This window comes from Polaromonas sp. YR568 (assembly GCF_943371715.1).
In the GTDB taxonomy this organism is placed as follows: domain Bacteria; phylum Pseudomonadota; class Gammaproteobacteria; order Burkholderiales; family Burkholderiaceae_C; genus Polaromonas.
This window is the reverse complement of record NZ_CALRVW010000006.1, coordinates 53,779-72,014: the sequence shown is the minus strand read 5'-3', so window position 1 is coordinate 72,014 and position 18,236 is coordinate 53,779. Positions and strand designations below refer to the sequence as shown.

At 64.0% G+C, this 18,236-nt stretch carries 20 protein-coding genes and 1 tRNA gene; 11 read left to right on the top strand and 10 right to left on the bottom strand.

Annotated features, from left to right (window positions below):
- Positions 1-42 precede the first annotated feature (42 nt).
- Entirely contained in the window at positions 43-924 is an 882-nt protein-coding gene (locus AAG813_RS06505; protein WP_341913052.1) for a cytochrome c oxidase subunit 3, read from the top strand.
- Positions 925-1,037: 113 nt separating this feature from the next.
- Here the strand turns inward: AAG813_RS06505 and AAG813_RS06500 are convergent, their stop codons facing one another.
- Positions 1,038-1,259, bottom strand: a complete 222-nt coding sequence (locus AAG813_RS06500; protein ID WP_341913050.1) for a twin transmembrane helix small protein — start codon at positions 1,257-1,259, stop codon at positions 1,038-1,040.
- An 18-nt stretch (positions 1,260-1,277) separates the two neighbouring features.
- On the opposite strand from AAG813_RS06500, the gene AAG813_RS06495 reads away from it, so the two are divergent.
- The 5 genes from AAG813_RS06495 to AAG813_RS06475 all read left to right on the top strand — a co-directional run bounded on the left by AAG813_RS06495 (position 1,278) and on the right by AAG813_RS06475 (position 5,629).
- Positions 1,278-2,024, top strand: coding sequence for an SURF1 family protein (locus AAG813_RS06495; protein ID WP_341913048.1), 747 nt, complete (start codon positions 1,278-1,280; stop codon positions 2,022-2,024).
- Between the two features lie 108 nt (positions 2,025-2,132).
- Positions 2,133-2,762, top strand: a complete 630-nt coding sequence (locus AAG813_RS06490) for a hypothetical protein (protein WP_341913250.1) — start codon at positions 2,133-2,135, stop codon at positions 2,760-2,762.
- 163 nt (positions 2,763-2,925) lie between these two features.
- Positions 2,926-4,086: a COX15/CtaA family protein gene (locus AAG813_RS06485; protein WP_341913046.1), complete on the top strand. Its 1,161-nt coding sequence runs from the start codon at positions 2,926-2,928 to the stop codon at positions 4,084-4,086.
- Positions 4,083-5,000: a heme o synthase gene (gene cyoE, locus AAG813_RS06480; RefSeq protein WP_341913044.1), complete on the top strand. Its 918-nt coding sequence runs from the start codon at positions 4,083-4,085 to the stop codon at positions 4,998-5,000. The genes AAG813_RS06485 and cyoE overlap by 4 nt, the downstream gene beginning before the upstream one ends.
- Complete coding sequence (locus tag AAG813_RS06475) at positions 4,997-5,629, top strand: SCO family protein (RefSeq protein WP_341913041.1); 633 nt, start codon at positions 4,997-4,999, stop codon at positions 5,627-5,629. The genes cyoE and AAG813_RS06475 overlap by 4 nt, the downstream gene beginning before the upstream one ends.
- 125 nt (positions 5,630-5,754) lie before the next feature.
- On the opposite strand, the gene rpoH is transcribed toward AAG813_RS06475, so the two are convergent.
- The 5 genes from rpoH to ftsY form a co-directional block, all read right to left on the bottom strand.
- Positions 5,755-6,699 (bottom strand): RNA polymerase sigma factor RpoH, encoded by a 945-nt coding sequence (rpoH, locus tag AAG813_RS06470; protein WP_341913039.1) that lies wholly within the window; start codon positions 6,697-6,699, stop codon positions 5,755-5,757.
- A 376-nt stretch (positions 6,700-7,075) separates the two neighbouring features.
- On the bottom strand, positions 7,076-7,372 hold the full coding sequence (locus AAG813_RS06465) for a hypothetical protein (protein ID WP_341913037.1): 297 nt from the start codon (positions 7,370-7,372) through the stop codon (positions 7,076-7,078).
- A 91-nt stretch (positions 7,373-7,463) separates the two neighbouring features.
- Entirely contained in the window at positions 7,464-7,934 is a 471-nt protein-coding gene (locus AAG813_RS06460) for an Mpo1-like protein (RefSeq protein ID WP_341913035.1), read from the bottom strand.
- 82 nt (positions 7,935-8,016) lie between these two features.
- Positions 8,017-9,033 carry an Ldh family oxidoreductase gene (locus AAG813_RS06455; RefSeq protein WP_341913033.1) on the bottom strand — a complete coding sequence of 339 codons (1,017 nt, stop codon included), beginning with the start codon at positions 9,031-9,033 and terminating at the stop codon, positions 8,017-8,019.
- A 70-nt stretch (positions 9,034-9,103) separates the two neighbouring features.
- Positions 9,104-10,237 carry a signal recognition particle-docking protein FtsY gene (ftsY, locus tag AAG813_RS06450; RefSeq protein ID WP_341913031.1) on the bottom strand — a complete coding sequence of 378 codons (1,134 nt, stop codon included), beginning with the start codon at positions 10,235-10,237 and terminating at the stop codon, positions 9,104-9,106.
- Between the two features lie 28 nt (positions 10,238-10,265).
- Here ftsY and AAG813_RS06445 point away from each other — a divergent pair, with 28 nt between their 5' ends.
- The 5 genes from AAG813_RS06445 to AAG813_RS06425 all read left to right on the top strand — a co-directional run bounded on the left by AAG813_RS06445 (position 10,266) and on the right by AAG813_RS06425 (position 14,704).
- Positions 10,266-11,732: a pitrilysin family protein gene (locus AAG813_RS06445; RefSeq protein WP_341913029.1), complete on the top strand. Its 1,467-nt coding sequence runs from the start codon at positions 10,266-10,268 to the stop codon at positions 11,730-11,732.
- Between the two features lie 98 nt (positions 11,733-11,830).
- Positions 11,831-13,147, top strand: a complete 1,317-nt coding sequence (locus AAG813_RS06440) for a pitrilysin family protein (RefSeq protein WP_341913026.1) — start codon at positions 11,831-11,833, stop codon at positions 13,145-13,147.
- 52 nt (positions 13,148-13,199) lie between these two features.
- On the top strand, positions 13,200-13,862 hold the full coding sequence (rsmD, locus tag AAG813_RS06435) for a 16S rRNA (guanine(966)-N(2))-methyltransferase RsmD (protein WP_341913024.1): 663 nt from the start codon (positions 13,200-13,202) through the stop codon (positions 13,860-13,862).
- A gap of 54 nt (positions 13,863-13,916) precedes the next feature.
- Entirely contained in the window at positions 13,917-14,420 is a 504-nt protein-coding gene (coaD, locus tag AAG813_RS06430) for a pantetheine-phosphate adenylyltransferase (RefSeq protein WP_341913022.1), read from the top strand.
- A 2-nt stretch (positions 14,421-14,422) separates the two neighbouring features.
- Entirely contained in the window at positions 14,423-14,704 is a 282-nt protein-coding gene (locus AAG813_RS06425; RefSeq protein ID WP_341913020.1) for a YfhL family 4Fe-4S dicluster ferredoxin, read from the top strand.
- Positions 14,705-15,279: 575 nt separating this feature from the next.
- Here AAG813_RS06425 and pth read toward each other — a convergent pair.
- The 4 genes from pth to AAG813_RS06405 all read right to left on the bottom strand — a co-directional run bounded on the left by pth (position 15,280) and on the right by AAG813_RS06405 (position 18,139).
- Entirely contained in the window at positions 15,280-15,906 is a 627-nt protein-coding gene (gene pth / locus AAG813_RS06420) for an aminoacyl-tRNA hydrolase (RefSeq protein WP_341913018.1), read from the bottom strand.
- A 147-nt stretch (positions 15,907-16,053) separates the two neighbouring features.
- Positions 16,054-16,758 (bottom strand): 50S ribosomal protein L25/general stress protein Ctc, encoded by a 705-nt coding sequence (locus AAG813_RS06415; protein ID WP_341913016.1) that lies wholly within the window; start codon positions 16,756-16,758, stop codon positions 16,054-16,056.
- Between the two features lie 84 nt (positions 16,759-16,842).
- The gene (locus AAG813_RS06410; RefSeq protein WP_293594927.1) at positions 16,843-17,817 is read right to left on the bottom strand and encodes a ribose-phosphate pyrophosphokinase; all 975 of its coding nucleotides are present in this window, start codon (positions 17,815-17,817) and stop codon (positions 16,843-16,845) included.
- Positions 17,818-18,062: 245 nt separating this feature from the next.
- Positions 18,063-18,139 (bottom strand) — tRNA-Gln (locus AAG813_RS06405).
- Between the last annotated feature and the right edge of the window lie 97 nt (positions 18,140-18,236).

The window sequence follows — 18,236 nt, the reverse complement described above, 5'->3', positions numbered from 1 at the left end:
TTGATTATTGAATTTGAGAATTTAGCGAAACAGGAGTTGGAAATGTCTTCAGCAGCACATGCAGGAACCCCGTATTACTTCGTCCCGGCGCCTTCGGCTTATCCGGTGATGGCGTCTATCGGCCTGTTTTTCGTCATCCTCGGCGCGGGGCAGTGGATCAACGGCTCGGGCTGGGGCGCTTACTCGCTCGCATTTGGCATGGCCTGGTGGCTGGGGGTGCTGTTTTTCTGGTTCCGTGCAGCGGTCAGCGAAAGCGAAGGCGGGCTCTACGGCCACAAGATCGATCTGTCCTACCGCTGGAGCATGAGCTGGTTCATTTTCTCGGAAGTGATGTTCTTCGGGGCGTTCTTCACGGCCCTGTGGTGGGCGCGCGTGCACTCTGTGCCTGCGCTGGGGAGTCTGGAAAATGCCTTGCTCTGGCCCGATTTCAAGGCGGTCTGGCCCAGCGTCGCCGCCGGCGTGACCGGGTCACCGGCCGACATCGTTGAGCCCTTCACGACCATGGGCCCTTTCTGGCTGCCCACCATCAACACGGCCCTGCTGCTGAGCTCCGGTGTCACGCTGACCATTGCGCACCATGCGCTGCGTGAGAACCACCGCGGCAAGACGATTGCGTTCATGTGGATGACCGTGCTGCTCGGTATCATCTTCCTGTGCGTGCAGGGTTACGAGTACTTTCATGCGTACTCCGATCTGAACCTGAAACTCTCGTCCGGCGTGTATGGTTCGACGTTTTTCATGCTGACGGGATTTCACGGTTTTCACGTGTTTGTCGGCATGTTGATGCTGCTGTTCATCACACTGCGCCTGCAAAAGGGGCATTTCACGGCAGATCGCCACTTCGGCTTTGAAGGTGCGGCTTGGTACTGGCACTTTGTGGACGTGGTCTGGCTGGGTTTGTACATCCTCGTCTACTGGCTCTAGAGCGCAGGCGCTGCCGCGGGCGTTTTGCCGGGCAGTTTTTGTTTGCCGCGCGCCCTCAGCGGCGAGCACAGGAAAGGCCGCTCACGCGGCCTTTGTTCATTTTTGTTTCTTTGTTATTTGCCCGCCGGGATGCCGGTGGGCTGGATGTAGCCCATTTTCCACGCGATCAGGATGCAGACAAACAGCACAATTGAAAAGCCGACGCGAAACGCCAGCGCGCGTGCCATGTTGCCGCCCTTGGCTTTGCTGCCACTGCCGCCCTTCAGCATGAAAAACAGTGCGGATCCGAGACTGGCGAGGATGGCCAAAAATGCAATGGCAACGAGGTAATTCATGAACCGGATTATCCGCGCATGAGCTCACCCCTGCCCAGCGTCCGCTTTTGGATCGTGACCCTGGCTGCCTTGCTGATGGCCGGCCTGACCTTTTCGCTGGGCCAGTGGCAATGGGGCCGCGCCGCCGACAAGATCGCGCTGCAGGCTGCGATCGATGCCCAGAACCGGCTCCCCGCCCTGGATAACCGCACATTGCTGGCGACGCAGGACCTGGCGACGGTGCTGCACCGGCAGGCGCTGCTGCAGGGTGTCTGGCAGGAGGCGCACACGGTGTATCTGGACAACCGTCCGATGGGTGGCAAGTCCGGTTTCTGGGTGGTGACGCCGTTGGCGCTGGAGGGCGGGCGGCCGTGGATCCTGGTGCAGCGCGGCTGGGTGCCGCGTGACTTCAATGACCGCACCCGCCTGCCTGCCGTGCCAACCCCGGCCGGCCTGGTCAGCGTGGCTGGCCGCATGGCCCCGCCGCCGTCCAAGCTATATGAATTCGCCGGCGAGACAGGCGGGCGCATCCGGCAAAATCTCGATGTCGCCGCCTTTGGCGCGGAAATCGGCCAACCCCTGATGGCCGTGTCGCTGCTACAGACCGGTGCCGCCAGTGAGGGCTTGCTGCGCGACTGGCCGGCACCCACCTTCGGCGTTGACAAACATTATGGTTATGCCTTCCAGTGGTTTGGCCTGTGCGCCCTGGTCGTGGGCCTGTATGTCTGGTTCCAGCTGATTTCCCCGCGCCGCAAAAAGCGGCATTTACCGCGTCCCCAACCCTGAACGGCGATTTTCAAAGTGCAACCTCCACAGCCCGATCTTTCTCCGTCTCCCACAGGCCCCGCCGTGCCGGGCGGCCAGGACCAGCCCCTGGGCCTGACCGTCCATGCCATGCCGCAGCTCGACGCTGCCGTGGCCGCACGCGCGCCCGCTACCCGGGCGGGGCGCTGGAAAATGCTGGCCGTCCTGCTGATCTGCGCCGCGCCGGTGATTGCGTCCTACTTCACCTACTACGTGATCCGTCCGGAAGGACGGCGCAACTATGGCGAGCTGATCGACCCGCAGCGCCCCTTGCCGGCCTTGGCCGCCATGGCAGCTGATGGCAGCCGCATCGAGTTGCCTGCGCTCAAGGGCCAGTGGCTGCTGCTCAGCGTGGCCGGCGGCGGCTGCGACATTACCTGCCAGCAACATCTGTATTTCCAGCGCCAGCTGCGCGAATCCCTGGGCCGTGAAAAGGCCAGGCTGGACCGCGTCTGGCTGGTCAGCGACGACGCGGCCATTCCGGACACCCTGAAAACGGCGCTGCTCGGTTCCACCGTGCTGCGTGTGTCCGGCCTGGACCAGTGGCTGCAGGCCGCGCCGGGGCAGCGTTTGCAGGACCACCTGTATGTGGTGGACCCGCTCGGCAACTGGATGATGCGTTTTCCGGCGAACATGGATGCGGCCGGTGCGGCGAAGGCCAAGCGCGACCTCGAACGTCTGTTGCGCGCCTCTGCCTCTTGGGACAAGGAGGGCCGGTGAACGTGGCCCCCACGCTTTTCACTGCGCCTTCGGCTGCGTGTAATGCGCTGCCCCCCGAGGGGGCCGCTGCGCCTGCGGGCCGGCAGAGCCGGACCCGCGGCCCTGGCTGGAATGGGAATACTGCGCTGCGCGTGCACTTGGCGCAAAGCGCATCGTTTTAAACATGGACACGCAAGACCTCTACAACCTCAGCCCGGCGCTGCGGCTCATGGGCATGGGCCTGGTGTTGGCACTTGGGCCGCTGGCCTGGGTCTGGCTGCGCAACAAGAACCAGCCGATGGCACGGCGCCTGCGGGTGCTGACGCTGGTGACGCTGTTTCTGACCTTTGACCTGGTGCTGTTCGGCGCCTTCACGCGCCTGACCGACTCGGGCCTGGGCTGCCCGGACTGGCCGGGCTGTTACGGCCACGCCAGCCCGGTCGGTGCGCAACAGCCGATCAGCGCCGCGCAGGCGGCCATGCCCAGCGGGCCGGTCACCCATGGCAAGGCCTGGATAGAAATGATTCACCGCTACCTGGCGACCGGTGTCGGGGTGCTGATCCTGACGCTCGCCGTCGCCACCTGGCTGAGCCGCCGAAAGGGGCAGGGCACCGGCACCATCCTGTCCCCCTGGTGGCCCATGGCGACGCTGGTCTGGGTCTGCGTGCAGGGCGCTTTTGGCGCACTGACCGTCACCATGAAACTGTTCCCGCTGATCGTCACCCTGCACCTGCTGGGCGGGCTGGTCCTGCTGGCCTTGCTGCGTGCCCAGGCCGTGCGTTATGCGCAGGCTCAGGGCGACGCCCGCCCAGCGCCCTTGTCTGCCGCCACCTGGCTGCTGCTGTCAGCGACCTTTGGCCTGTTGTGGGTCCAGATCGCGCTGGGTGGCTGGGTCAGCACCAACTACGCTGTGCTGGCCTGCACCGACTTTCCCGCTTGCCAGGGCAGCTTCTGGCCGCAAATGGACCTCCGGGAAGGTTTCACGCTGTGGCGCGCGCTGGGGGTGGGGCTGGACGGTGACAACATCAGCTTCCAGGCGCTGACGGCGATTCATTATGTGCACCGGCTGATGGCCTATGTTGTTTTTGCCGCCTTGCTGTGGCTGGCCAGCCGCCTGCGGCATGTTCCTGCCATGCGTTCCCATGCCCTCTGGATCGGCGGACTGGCCTTGTGGCAGTTTGCTACCGGCCTGAGCAACGTCGTGCTCGGCTGGCCACTGGTGGCGGCGGTTTCCCACACGGGCGGCGCGGCCGCCCTGGTGGTGGTGCTGACGGGCGCCATTTTTTCGAGCTACCGCACCCCTGAGTTGGCAAGTGCGTCAAAATTGAGGGCTTCCAGCCTATGAACCCCGCCGACTCCTCCGCCTCCGTGGCGGTCGCCCCTTTTGTACCTTCGAAGTTTGCGCAGTTTTACGCGCTGACCAAGCCGCGCGTGGTGCAGCTGATTGTGTTTTGCGCACTGATCGGCATGGTGCTGGCCGTTCCCGGCGTGCCCAGCTGGGCCGATGTGAGGCTGGCGCTGGTGGCCAGTGCCGGCATCTGGCTGGTGGCTGGCGCCGCGGCGGCCTTCAATTGCCTGGTCGAGCAGCAGATCGACTCGAAGATGAAACGCACCGCCTGGCGGGCCACCGCGCAGGGGCAGATCAGCAACCCGCTGACCCTGGCTTTTTCGGGCGTGCTGTGTGCCATCGGCTCCGTGATTCTGTATGTCTGGGTCAACCCGCTGACGATGTGGCTGACCTTTGCGACCTTTGTCGGTTACGCGGTGGTCTACACCGTGATCCTCAAGCCGCTGACGCCGCAGAACATCGTGATCGGCGGCGCCTCGGGCGCGATGCCGCCGGTGCTCGGCTGGGCTGCGATGACCGGCGCGGTGAGCCCCGAAGCCCTGATTCTTTTCCTGATCATCTTCCTCTGGACGCCGCCGCACTTCTGGGCGCTGGCGCTGTACCGTGTGGAAGACTACCGCAAGTCCGGCCTGCCGATGTTGCCGGTCACCCACGGCAACGAGTTCACGCGCCTGCAGGTGTTTCTGTACACGCTGGTGCTGTTCGCCGCCTGCCTGATGCCCTTTGTCTTCCAGATGAGCGGATGGCTGTATCTGGTGGTGGCGATCGGCCTGAGTATGGGTTTCAGCTGGTACGGTTGGCGCCTGTGGCGCAACTACTCCGATGCGCTGGCACGCAAGACCTTCCGTTTCTCGCTGATCCACCTGTCTGTTTTATTCGCAGCCCTGCTGCTGGACCACTACCTCGTATGAGCACGCTTCCTGTTTCTTCCGGCAAACGAAATACTATCAAACTGATAGCTGGTGGCGCTTTTCTGGCGGGCGCTGCAGGTCTTTTGTCTGCATGCTCCGCGGAAAAGAAGCCGCAGTTCACCAGCATCGACATCACCGGTGCCGACTATGCACGCGACTTTTCCCTGAGCGACCACAACGGTCAGATGCGCAGCATCAAGGACTTCCAGGGGAAGGTGGTGGTCATCTTTTTTGGTTTCACCCAGTGCCCCGACGTGTGCCCGACCTCCATGGCCGAACTCGCCGAGATCAAGAAAATGCTGGGTACCGACGGCGCGCGCCTGCAGGGCCTGTTCGTCACGCTGGACCCCGAGCGCGACACGCAGCAGGTGCTCCAGGCCTACATGGGCAACTTCGACCCGACCTTCCTGGCGCTGCGCCCCGATCTCGACAAGCTGCCGCAGCTGGCCAAGGACTTCAAGATCTTTTACAAGAAGGTCGACGGCAAGACGCCCGGCAGCTACACGCTGGACCACTCGGCCGGCAGCTACATTTTTGATCCGCAGGGCCGTGTGCGCCTGTACAGCCGCTACGGCACCGGCGCGGCTCCGCTGGCTGCGGACATCCGCCTGCTGCTGCAGGGCAACTGAAGCGCCGGCCGGCACCCGACCTCACCCTGCCTCCAGAGGCGAAAAAAAAGCCTGCAGACGATGGTCGAATGCAGGCTTTGGCAACCACCGCTAGCGCGGCGTTGCAGTCAAGGTGTCAGGCACGGTCAGGCATAAGCGGCCAGGACCTTTTTCATTTTTTTCATCGCCGCCACTTCAATCTGGCGAATGCGTTCGGCGCTGACCTTGTATTCGGCCGCCAGGTCATGCAGCGTCATGCCGCCTGAGCCATCGTCGTTGACCTTGAGCCAGCGTTCCTCGACGATTCGGCGTGAACGGTCGTCCAGGCCTTCCAGCGCGGTGGCGATGCCGTCGCTGGCCAGATGGTCGCGCTGGCGCGACTCCATCAGCTGCGTCGGTTCCTGCGTGGCATCCGAGAGGTAGGCAATCGGGCCGTAGGCTTCTTCGCCGTCATCGCTCGGGCTCGGGTCCAGCAACACGTCGCCGCCGGACATGCGCTGCTCCATCTCGATGACTTCCTCGCGCTTGACGTTCAGCGTTTTGGCCATCGAATCAATCTGGCCTTCGGTCAGCGTGTCGCGGTGCGTCGCCACATCGGCGTCGTCCTTGAAGCCCTGTTTCATCGAGCGCAGGTTGAAAAACAGCTTGCGCTGGGCCTTGGTCGTGGCGACCTTGACCATGCGCCAGTTTTTCAGGATGTACTCGTGCATCTCGGCCTTGATCCAGTGCAGCGCGTAGCTGACCAGGCGCACGCCCTGGTCCGGATCAAACCGTTTGACCGCCTTCATCAGGCCGATATTGCCTTCCTGGATCAGGTCGGCGTGGGGCAGGCCGTAACCGAGGTATTTGCGCGAAGTAGCCACCACCAGCCGCAGGTGCGAAAGCACCAGCTTTCCGGCTGCGTCCAGGTCGTTCTCGTCCTTCAGTTTCCGGGCAAATTCCTGCTCCTGCTCCAGGGTGAGCATGGGCAGGCGGTTGACCGCCGAAATGTAGGCATCCAGATTGCCCAGCGGTGGCAACAGCGACCATGGATTGGCAGGCGCCAACTGGGTTGCCGCGGGGGCCACTTGAGGGGACAGAGCGTAGGACATAGGGTGAAACTCCTTCATAGAAGTAATATTAGCACTCGGTTTGAGAGAGTGCCAAGCAATAGGTTCAATGGTTTTAATAGAGCAAGGCTAATAAGTAATAACCCTTGTTTGTGTCCCATTTTGCGCTTTAGTTCAACCGGCTTTGTAGTCCAAAGTGCAGTGACTGCGGCGTCCAAAGGCCTTGGTCTGACCGGCGTGCAGGCGGCTGCGGCGGATACAGGGAAGGGTGAGCAGGGGTCGGCAGCGCCGGATTCTATGCATGAAATTGGTCGAAAGCCAAATACAGTCAAGCGGAGGTAGCTATTGTTTGCATAGCAAAATGGAGCCGGTACATGGCCTCCAAGGCGGCGAAAGCCAGTTCAGGCCTCGGGGGTGATCAGGGCAGGCGCTTGTCGCTGCGAATCTCGCGCACCTCGACGTCCACCACGTCGGCCTCGCGCGCCGCGGCGGTGCCGGGCTTGGTGGCGCCCGGCCAGGCAGCCTGCGACGAGAAGCGCTGGAAACGGCCAAACACTATGGGCTTGGGCTTCTGGCCGGTGATCAGCGAACGCAGCAGGCCCAGCGCCAGCAGGACGAGGCCGGCCAGCATCAGGCTGACCGCGAAAATCGCGGCGAAGGTCCACAGGACCAAGCGCAGAAAAAAGGACAGGACGCGACTGAGGAAGCTGGGCACGTGAGGGTTTCCCGTAAAAAGGCAGAACGGTTTATATGCGGGCAACTAACGCCGCTTCAAGCCGGTCAGGGCGGGAGAAGACGGCAGCGACCTACCAGCGGATGCCGAGCTTGCCGAACAGCTTGCTCAGCACGAACAGCGGGCCCACCCAGAGGTATTGGATGTCTTCGAAAAACGAAGGCTTTTTGCCTTCGAGTTTGTGGCCGACAAACTGCAGAATCCAGGCGCCGACAAAAATCGCCACTGACACCGGCAGCACACGCTCGCCCATGGCATGCACCAGCGCCAGCAGGATGGCCGACCAGACCACCATGGTGGCCAGAAAAACCAGCGATAACCGCAGGTAGTACACCATGCTGGCGGCGACAAAAAGATAGGCGACCCAGGGGTGCAGCGCAAACATCATGCCGAGCAGGCTCAGCATGATGAGCGGGATCGCGATGAAGTGGATGAGCTCGTTGGCCGGGTGCCGGTGGCTGTCGCCGTAATGGGCGAGCAGGCGGTCCACCTCGCGGGGACCGGCGGATGTATCGGACGTGTCGGGTGTGCTGCTGGGGTTCATGGGGCCTCCGGTGCTGCAGTCAAAAAGCCGCAGGCAAGCAAGCCACTGTAAGGGATGCCCGCAGTTTGCGAAAGCAGGGGAATTACTGCATTTTCGTCAGTCGATGCAACTGTTCGTGCAGCGTGTCGGGAATCGTCAGCCCCGATTGTCCGGCTTGCCGTTCCAGCGCGATTCTGCGCGCGCCGGCCAGGCGCACACCGTCGTCCACCAGCATTTCCGTGATCAACGTTTCCATGCGTTCGTAGTAGACGTCCTGGCCCGCCAGCGCGCCCGGGTTGATCACAACAAAGGCCTGGCCGAGGCGCGGCGCGTTGCCCTCATCGACAAAAAACGAGGACGCTTCGAAGCCGAACTGCGCGCCGAGCAGGGCCGTGACCAGCAGCTCGACGATCAGCGCCAGCATGGCGCCCTTGGGGCTGCTGGCGGCGCCCAGCGGCAGCATGGAGCCCGCCAGGCCGGCTGTCGGGTCGGTGGTGGGCTGCCCCTGGCTGTCCAGCGCCCAGCCCGGCGGAATGGCCTGGCCTTCGCGGGCCGCCACCATCAGCTTGCCGCGCGCGACCTCGCTCAGGGACAGGTCGATCATCAGCGGGTCGGCGCTGCGCCGGGGGAACACCGCTGCCACCGGGTTGGTGCCGAAGATGGCGTGTTTGCCGCCGGCCGCTGGCATGGCGGCCGGCGAGTTGGCAAAAGCCAGCCCGACCAGGCCGGCATCGGCCACCGCACGCAGGTGGTCGACCAGCACACCGCAGTGGTGGCTGTTGGTCACGCCGGCGAAGCTCACACCCAGCGAGCGTGCGGTGGCGATCGCTGTGGAGACGGCCAGGTCGCAGGCGGGGAACGCCAGGCCCTGGCCGGCATCGACCAGCACGGCCGCCCCCTGGTGGCGCGCCACCCGGGCCACGGCGCTGCCGTTTGCCCGGCCGTTGCGCAGGTGAGTAGCGTACTGCGCCACACGGATCAGGCCATGCGAGGCCAGGCCTTGCGCCTCGGCACGCACCAGCGCTTTCGCGGTACTGGCCGCCATGGCCGACCCCGCGCCGGCATGGCGCAGCGCCTCCAAGGCAAGGCGGGTGGCTTCTTCAAGGGACAGCTGGGCCATATCTTCAGGGTCTTTCCGCTGAGGGGCAGCGATGCGCCGGGGGAAACCGGCAGATGGGTCGCTCAGCCTCTCAGGCCAGCAGGGCCTGCGAAAATTCCCGGGCGTTGAAGGTTTCGAGGTCTTCGAGTTTTTCGCCGACGCCGATGAAATAAACCGGCACCGGCCGCAGGCCGGGCGAGGCCTTGGCGCGCTCCCGCGACCACAGCGCAATCGCGGCCAGCACGCCGCCTTTGGCCGTGCCGTCGAGTTTGGTCACGACCAGGCCGGTCAGCTGCAGGGTTTCGTCGAAGGCCTTGACCTGGCTCAGCGCGTTCTGCCCGGTGTTGCCGTCGATCACCAGCAGCACTTCATGCGGCGCCGTGGCATCCGCCTTGCTGACGACACGTTTGATCTTGCGCAGCTCTTCCATCAGGTGCAACTGCGTCGGCAGGCGCCCGGCGGTGTCCACCAGCACCACATCCTTGCCGCGTGCCTTGCCGGCGCTGACCGCATCGAAACTCACAGCCGCCGGATCGCCCCCTTCCTGGCTGACGATCTCCACCATGTTGCGGTTGGCCCAGACTTCGAGCTGCTCCCGTGCGGCGGCACGGAAGGTGTCGGCCGCGGCCAGCAGCACCGACGCGCCTTCGTTGGCCAGGTGATGTGTGAGCTTGCCGATCGAGGTCGTCTTGCCCGCGCCGTTGACGCCGGCCACCATGATGACCGTGGGTTTGTACTCGCCGATCACCAGCGGCTGCTCCAGCGGCTTGAGCAGCTGGGTAAGCGCCTCGGTCAGGATGTTCTTCACGGCCACCGGATGGGTGACGCCGCTGTCTTTCACGCGGCGTTTGACTTCGTCGAGCAGGTAGGTGGTGGCGCCGGTGCCGGCATCGGCCATCAGCAGGGCCGACTCCAGGTCTTCGTACAGCGCGTCGTCGATGCGGCTGCCGGTGAACACGCCGGAAATGCTGGCGCCTGTCTTGTGCAGGCCCGAGCGCAGCTTGCTGACCCAGTGCTCGCGGCTCGGCGACACTGCACCGGGCAGCGGAATGTCGATGGGTGTGACCAGCGCGCTGCCGATCAGGCCCCCGCTGGGCAGCGCCGGCGCGGTTGCAGCCGGGGCCGCAGAGGGTGCCGCAGCGCCGGGCAGGGCAGGGGGTGATGCCGCTGCCGGCGCGGCCTCAGGGGAGGCAGGGGGCTTTTTTTTCTTGAAGAAACTGAACATTGGTTGTGCTTTGGAGTCACACTATTCTATGAAACACACCACACAGGATGTCATGGGCAGTTTTATCCGGCTTTCGGCACCCTCGCGCAACACGCTTCTTCCCCTTCTTCCCCTGCTCTTCAGCTTCTTTCTGGCCAGCCCCGCGGTGGCCCAGACCGCTGCCTCCGTCACGCAGTTCCAGCTGGCCAATGGCCTGACCGTCATCGTCAAGACCGACCGGCGTGCGCCCACCGCGGCCCACATGCTCTGGGTGCGGGTCGGCTCCATGGACGAAGTTGATGGCACCACCGGCGTGGCCCATGTGCTGGAACACATGATGTTCAAGGGCACACCCAGCCTGAAGCCGGGCGAGTTTTCTCGCCGCGTCGCGGCGCTTGGTGGTCGGGAAAACGCGTTCACTTCCCGCGATGCCACCGGTTATTACCAGCAGATTCCTTCGAACAAGCTCGAGGAGGTGATGCGCCTGGAGGCCGACCGGTTTGCCCGCAATCAGTGGGCCGACGAGGAGTTCGCAAAAGAACTCGAGGTCGTCAAGGAAGAACGCCGCCTGCGCACCGAAGACTCGCCGCGCGCGCTGATGCACGAAGCAGCCAACGCCATTACCTTCGTGGCGTCGCCTTACCGGCGCCCCGTGGTGGGCTGGATGAGCGACCTCGAGGCCATGACGCCCGACGATGCCCGCGCGTTCTACCGGCGCTGGTACGTCCCGGCCAATGCGGCCGTGGTGATTGCCGGCGATGTGGATGTGGCGCAGGTGCGGCGCTTGGCGGAAAAATACTATGGCGCTGCGGTGGCCCGTCCGGTGCCGCCGCGCAAACCGCGCATCGAGCCGGTGCAGACCGGCCTGCGCAGGATGGACTTCAAGGCACCGGCCAGCCAGGCCTATGTGAGCCTGTCCTACAAGGTGCCGGGTTTGCAGTCGCCGGCGGACGCCGCGCCGGGTACGGGTGATGCCTTCAACCGCGATGCGCTGGCGCTGACGGTGCTGTCTGCCGTGCTCGACGGTTACAGCGGCGCACGGCTGGAACGCGCCCTGACCCAGGGTGACAACCGGCTCGCCGACAGTGCCGGCGCGTCCAACGGCCTGATCGGCCGCGGCCCGCAGGTTTTTGTGCTCGACGCGGTGCCGGCCGCCGGCAAAACCGCTGACCAGGTGGCCGACGCCCTGCGCCAGCAGGTGGCGCTGATTGCCCGCGAAGGCGTCAGCGAGGCCGAACTCCAACGTGTCAAGACCCAGTGGGTGGCCAGCGAAACCTACAAACTCGATGCGCTGTTCAGCCAGGCCCGCGGGCTGGGCGCCTACTGGGTCAACGGCCTGCCGCTCGACACCGACGAGCGCCTGATCCGCGAGTTGCGCAGCATCAGCAGCGCCGAAGTGCAGGCCGTGGCGGCGCGTTATTTCAGTGACGACCAGTTGACCCTCGCCAACCTGCTGCCGCAACCGCCCGATCCGGGCCGCGCCAAACGTGTGCCCGCCGCGGGGCTGCGGCATTGAGCGCGCGCCGCCCGCACGGGGCCTTTTCTTCCATCCTGTCTTCTTCGGGAACCGTTGTGACAAGTGCTATCAAAAAAAGAGCTATTGGCGCCCTGCTGATGGGGGCTGTAGCCAGTTTTTACCCCATGTTTTCATGGGCCGCGATTCCGATACAGCACTGGACGCAGCCCGGCGGCGCCCGGGTCTACCTGGTCGAAAGCCCGGCCATCGCCATGGTCGATGTGCAACTGGACTTCGATGCCGGCAGCCGGCGCGTCCCAGCCGACCAGGCCGGTCTGGCCGGGATCACGGCGTCGCTGCTCTCCAAGGGCGTGGCGGCACGTGGCGGTGAGCCCGCGCTCGATGAAAATGGGCTGGGCGAAGCCTGGGCCGATCTCGGTGCGCAGTTCGGCGCATCGGCGGGCTCCGACCGCTTCAGCTTTTCACTGCGCAGCCTGACCGAGCCGGACCTGCTGGGCCAGGCCATGCGGCTGGCCGCGCGCCAGATCGCCGAGCCCTCGTTTCCGGACCCGGTGTGGCAGCGCGACCGCCAGCGCATGCTGGCCCAGCTCAAGGAGGCCTACACCCGGCCCGGCTACCGGGTGGCCCGCGCTTTTTCCGAAGCGGTGTACGGCAGCCATCCCTACGGCCATGAAACCAGCGAAGCCAGCCTGGCGCGCATCAGCGTGGCCGACATGCAGGCTTTTCATGCGCGCTACATCACGCCCTGCCATGCCCGGGTCAGCATCGTGGGCGCATTGACCCGTGCGCAGGCCGACACGCTGGTGACGGGGCTGCTCGCGCGCCTGCCCCAAGGCGACTGTGCGGCAGCCCCGCCTTTGCCGGCGGTGGCCGAGGTGACGCCGCTGGAGCGTGCGCAGGTGATCACCATCCCGTTTGATTCGGCGCAGGCGCATGTGCTGATGGGCCAGCCCGGCTACAAGCGCAACGACCCCGATTTTTATGCCCTCACCGTGGGCAACTATGTGCTGGGCGGCGGCGGCTTCGTCTCGCGCCTGACCCAAGAGGTGCGCGAAAAACGCGGCCTCAGCTACAGCGTCTCCAGCTATTTTTCACCGGGCCGCCATGCCGGCGCGTTCACCGTGGGCTTGCAGACCCGTCCCGACCAGGCCGCGCAGGCCACCGCGGTCGCCCGTGAGGTGGTTGCAAAGTTTGTCGCCGAGGGTCCGACGCAGGCCGAACTCCAGGCCGCCAAGGACAACCTGATCGGCGGCTTTCCGCTGCTGATCGACAGCAACCGCAAGCTGCTTGGCAACCTGTCCAATATCGCCTGGAACGACCTGCCGCTCGACTACCTGGACACCTGGACCGACCGCATCGGCAAAGTCAGTGTGGCGGAGGTCAAGGCCGCGTTTGCGCGCAAGCTGCAGCCCGAAAAAATGGTGACTGTTATCCTTGGCGCTGCTCCCCAGTAAACGGCATGTCCCTTCGTGGGAATCAATCCCTGTCGCCGCATATGAGCCGCACATGAAATACACCCCAGCCTCCGACAACAAAACCGCCAAACCTGCCGCGCCGCGACCGAAATCGGGCAAGGTGGTGGGCCGCAAGTCCGTGCCGCCGGGCGAGATACGCATCATTGGCGGGCAGTACAAACGCACCAGGCTGCCGGTGGCCAACAAGCCCGGCCTGCGCCCGACGCCCGATCGCGTGCGCGAGACCCTGTTCAACTGGCTGGGCCAGGACCTGACCGGCTGGCGCTGCATCGACGTGTTTGCCGGCACCGGCGTGCTCGGCTTTGAAGCCGCCTCGCGCGGCGCTGCCGAGGTGCTGCTGTGCGAGCAGGATGCCGGGCTGGTGGACCAGCTCAAGGCACTGCAGGCCAGGCTGCACGCCGACATGGTGCGGGTGGAGCGCGGCGACGGCGTCGCCGTCCTCAGGCGTGCAACACCGGCCAGCATGCAACTGGTGTTCCTGGACCCGCCGTTTGACTCGCCGCTGTTCGAGCCCGCACTCAAGGCGGCGGCGCAGGTGGTGGCCGAGCCCGGGTATGTCTACCTCGAGGCGCCGCAGGCCTGGACCGACGAGGCCCTGGCCGACTACGGCCTGCAACTGCACCGCAGCGGCAGGGCCGGCGCGGTGCACTTTCACCTGCTGGTGCGCAAGAGCGTTTCGCTGGAAGGCGCGTAGCCCTGCAAGCGGCAGGGACACGCGGCCCCACAGGCAGGCGGGCATAATTGCTGAATGGCGACAAGCACCCCGAGTTCCCGTGTGGCGGTTTATTCCGGCACCTTTGACCCCTTCACGCTCGGGCACCAGGACATCGTGCGCCGCGCGGCCGGGCTGTTTGACCGGCTCATCATCGGTGTGGCGGTTGCCCATCACAAGAAAACGTTGTTCAGCCTGGACGCGCGCCTGCAGCAGGTGCGAGAGGAAACGCATGGCATGGCCAACGTCAGCGTGCTGCCTTTCGACGGGCTGATCATGGATTTTTGCGCGGCCCAGCGGGCCGTGGCCGTGGTGCGCGGCGTGCGCAACCTCACCGATTTTGACTACGAGGCGCAGATGGCCGCGATGAACCGCAAGCTGCGGCCCCAGGTGGAAACCGTGTTTCTGCTGCCGGACGCACCGCTGCAATGTATCAGCAGCACCCTGGTGCGCGAGATCAGCAAGCTCGGCGGCGATGTGGGCCAGATGGTCAGCTCCAACGTCGCCATCGCCCTGCAGCAGGCGCAGAAGGAGGGCTGACCATGGCCTTGCTGATCACCGACGAGTGCATCAACTGCGACGTGTGCGAACCCGAATGCCCGAACCAGGCGATTTACCTGGGCAAGGAAATCTACGAAATCGACCCGAATCGCTGCACCGAGTGTGTGGGCCATTTCGATGAGCCGCAATGTGTGCAGGTCTGTCCGGTGGCGTGTATTCCCGTCAACCCAGCCTTCATCGAAGACCGGGAAACGCTCTGGCAGAAATACCAGCGCTTGCAGGCAGAGCAGCCTGTGGCGGCGGTGGCAGCGCGTTCTTCATAGTCTTTTTGGCCTCCAGCCTTTATGTGGCGGGCGCAAGAAGCTATTGAATTCATAGCAACTTTTTCCGCATTCGTCATCCCGGACTTGATCCGGGATCCATGCTTGCTCACTAATCATTTTTTTAAAAGTGCTGCAGCTTGCCAACAAGCCGGGGGTTGCCCGGCGGCAACTCACTTTCTTTTTGCGTCGCCAAAAAGAAAGTAAGCAAAGAAAAAGGCGACCCGATGGTCTGGGTCCCTCCGCTTCGCTACGGGCAACCTGCGGTGCTCACCGAAAGCGGGGCCGAGCTCGAACTCGCTTCGCTCAGACAATCGCTCGTCCTGATCCGCTTTCGGCTGCGCTCCTCGGCCCAGCCCGACGGGTGGGGGAAAATTGCGGGTTCGGGTGCGGGGAGACATGACGCGCAAAGCGCGTCATGTCAGCGTCGAGCGGCCGTTATGTTTGCACGCGGGAGCAGCACACGTGGCCAAATGAAGTCCCCCTCCATCGCCCAGCGGGGCGAGGGAGGGGTTAGGGGTGGGAGTGGGGAGTCTGTCCTACTGTCCAGAGCAGACCGCAGGCGCAGCGTGACGCCACTAATCGTTTTCAGAATCCTCAGCTTCGACCTTGCGCGGTGGCTTGGGCCGCTGCGGCGCGCTGGTGTGGATCAGCATGGTGGCTTTTTCCATCTCGCCGGCCAGCAGGTCGGGCACGGCCTTGAGCGCACGCGCGATGCTGTCCTCGATCGCCGCGCGGTGTTCGGGGGACGGTTTTTTCAGCACCCAGTTGATGACTTCGGACTTCACGCCCGGGTGGCCGACGCCGATGCGCAGGCGCCAGTAGTCGCCCGTGCCCAGCTGGGCATGGATGTCGCGCAGGCCGTTGTGCCCGGCGTGGCTGCCGCCGAACTTGAGCTTGGCCTGGCCCGGCACGATGTCGAGCTCGTCGTGCGCCACCAGGATCTCTTCGGGGGCGATCTTGAAAAAACGTGCCAGCGCCGCCACCGATTTGCCCGACAGGTTCATGAAGGTCATCGGCTCGAGCAGCCAGACGGTCTGCCCCTTGATGCTGGTGCGGGCGACGCGGCCATGGTAATTCTTGTCGAGGGCCAGGCTCAGCTTGAGTTCGCGCGCCAGTGCCTCGGTCCACCAGAAGCCGGCGTTGTGGCGGGTCGCCTCGTATTCAGGTCCTGGGTTTCCCAAGCCTACAAAAAGTTTGATCATGCGGTGTGATGAGAGGAAAAAACGGTCTGCAGGCGGGGCCCGCCAACGGATTATGGGCGCAGCCAGACCTTCTCCCAAGAAAAACGGCCCTTGGCCTCCGGGGGAGGACAAGGGCCGCTGGCCTTTTGAGGCCGATGCCGTCAGGAATTACTTCTTGGCAGCAGGCTTGGCGGCGTCAGCCTTGGCGCCGGCTTTGGCTTCCTTGGCGGCAGCGGCCTGGGCGGCCTTGGGATCCACAGGCGCGGCAGCGGCAGCGGCAGCGGCAGCGGCGGCATCGGCTTCAGCTTCTTCCGAAACGGCAGAGACCGACACCAGCACCGGGTTGTCCAGGCCGCCCTTGGCGACAAACTTCACGCCTTTGGGCAGCGTGATGTCCTTGACGTGCAGCGAGCTGCCTTTTTTCAGGCCGGTCAAATCAACGGCGATGAACTCTGGCAGGTCTTTCGGCAGGCAGGAGATGCTCAGCTCGGTCAGCACGTGGTTGACCAGGCAGTTTTCGGCCTTGACCGCGGGCGACTCTTCTTCACCGCTGTAGTGCAGGGGCACTTTCATGGTCAGGCGGGTCTTGGCATCCACACGCTGGAAATCAACGTGCTGGATCAGTTGTTTGAACGGGTGCATCTGCAGATCACGCAGCAAAACCTTCTGGGTCTTGCCACCGAGTTCCATCTCGAGGACGGAAGCGTGGAATGCTTCTTTCTTGATGGCGTGCCACAGTGCGTTGTGATCGAGTTCGATCAGCGACGGTTCACCGGTGCCACCGTAAACGATACCGGGCGTGCGGCCCGTGATGCGGAGACGGCGGCTCGCACCCGTACCCTGCTTGGCGCGCTCAAAAGCGACGAATTTCATAATCTTCTCCAAAAGAGGTGGGCCGCGACCAGCTCACCCCGACATAAAAAAGCTGCACGAATGCAGCCGGCTTTTCGCTCCGGATCAGAACAGGTTGTCCTGGTCCGAAAACAAACTCATGACCGACTCACCGTTGGCGATGCGCTGGATTGTCTCGGCAATCAGCGGTGCCACGGAGAGCTGGCGAATTTTCTTGCAGTCCTGTGCGGCCTGGCTCAACGGGATGGTGTTGGTGATTACCACTTCGTCGAGGGCTTCGCCCTGCGCAATGCGTTCAATCGCGGGGCCCGAAAAAATCGGGTGGGTGCAATAGGCGTAGACCTTTTTGGCGCCGCGCTCCTTGAGCACCTCGGCCGCCTTGACCAGTGTGCCGGCCGTGTCGATCATGTCGTCCATGATGACGCAGTTGCGCCCGTCGATGTCGCCGATCACATGCATCACTTCCGACACATTGGCTTTGGGCCGGCGCTTGTCGATGATGGCCATGTCGCAGCCCAGTTGTTTGGCCAGCGCGCGGGCACGGACCACGCCGCCGACGTCGGGTGACACCACCATCAGGTCGTTGTAGTTTTTCTGGCGCAGGTCGCCCAGCAGCACCGGCGAGGCATAGATGTTGTCCACCGGGATGTCGAAAAAGCCCTGGATCTGGTCGGCATGCAGGTCCATGGTCAGCACGCGCGAGACACCGACGGCCTGCAGCATGTTGGCCACCACCTTGGCGCTGATGGGCACGCGCGCCGAACGCGGGCGCCGGTCCTGGCGGGCGTAGCCGAAGTAGGGGATCACGGCGGAAATGCGCTCGGCCGAGGCGCGCTTGAGCGCGTCGACCATGATCAGCAGTTCCATCAGGTTTTCATTGGTCGGCGCGCAGGTGGACTGCACCACGAACACGTCACGCGCGCGCACATTCTGCTGGATCTCGACCGTCACTTCCCCGTCGGAGAAACGTCCCACATGGGCGGCGCCCAGCGAAATGCCCAGATGCTGGGCGATCTCGGATGCCATGCTCGGATTGGCATTGCCCGTGAAAAGCATGAAGTCGGAGTGGTGCGGTTGCATGTGTGGCCCAGCGGGTGTCCAGGAAGAAAACGTTGCTGAATGGATAAAAGCAATAAACGCACTGAAAACACGGACGCCCTGTGTCCGTCCCATGTCAATGCGGCTTCTGGCCATTTCCTGCCCGGCCAATTCAGCGTCTGAATTGCGCAGGCAGCGCCTTCACCGGAGACACTCAACAGTCAGCGAGCACGGCCCCCGTTGTCGGGGGCCTAAAAACACGGGCCCCACATGGGACCCGAAAATTTTGGCAGGGGTGGAAGGATTCGAACCTGCGAATGCCGGAATCAAAATCCGGTGCCTTAACCAACTTGGCGACACCCCTACACAGGTAGATTGTCAGACCTGAAAACTGTCAAAGACATCTCTCAGGAAACCGGCAACCAACCCTTTAATCGTTGTTTCTGGAAACACATTCCATG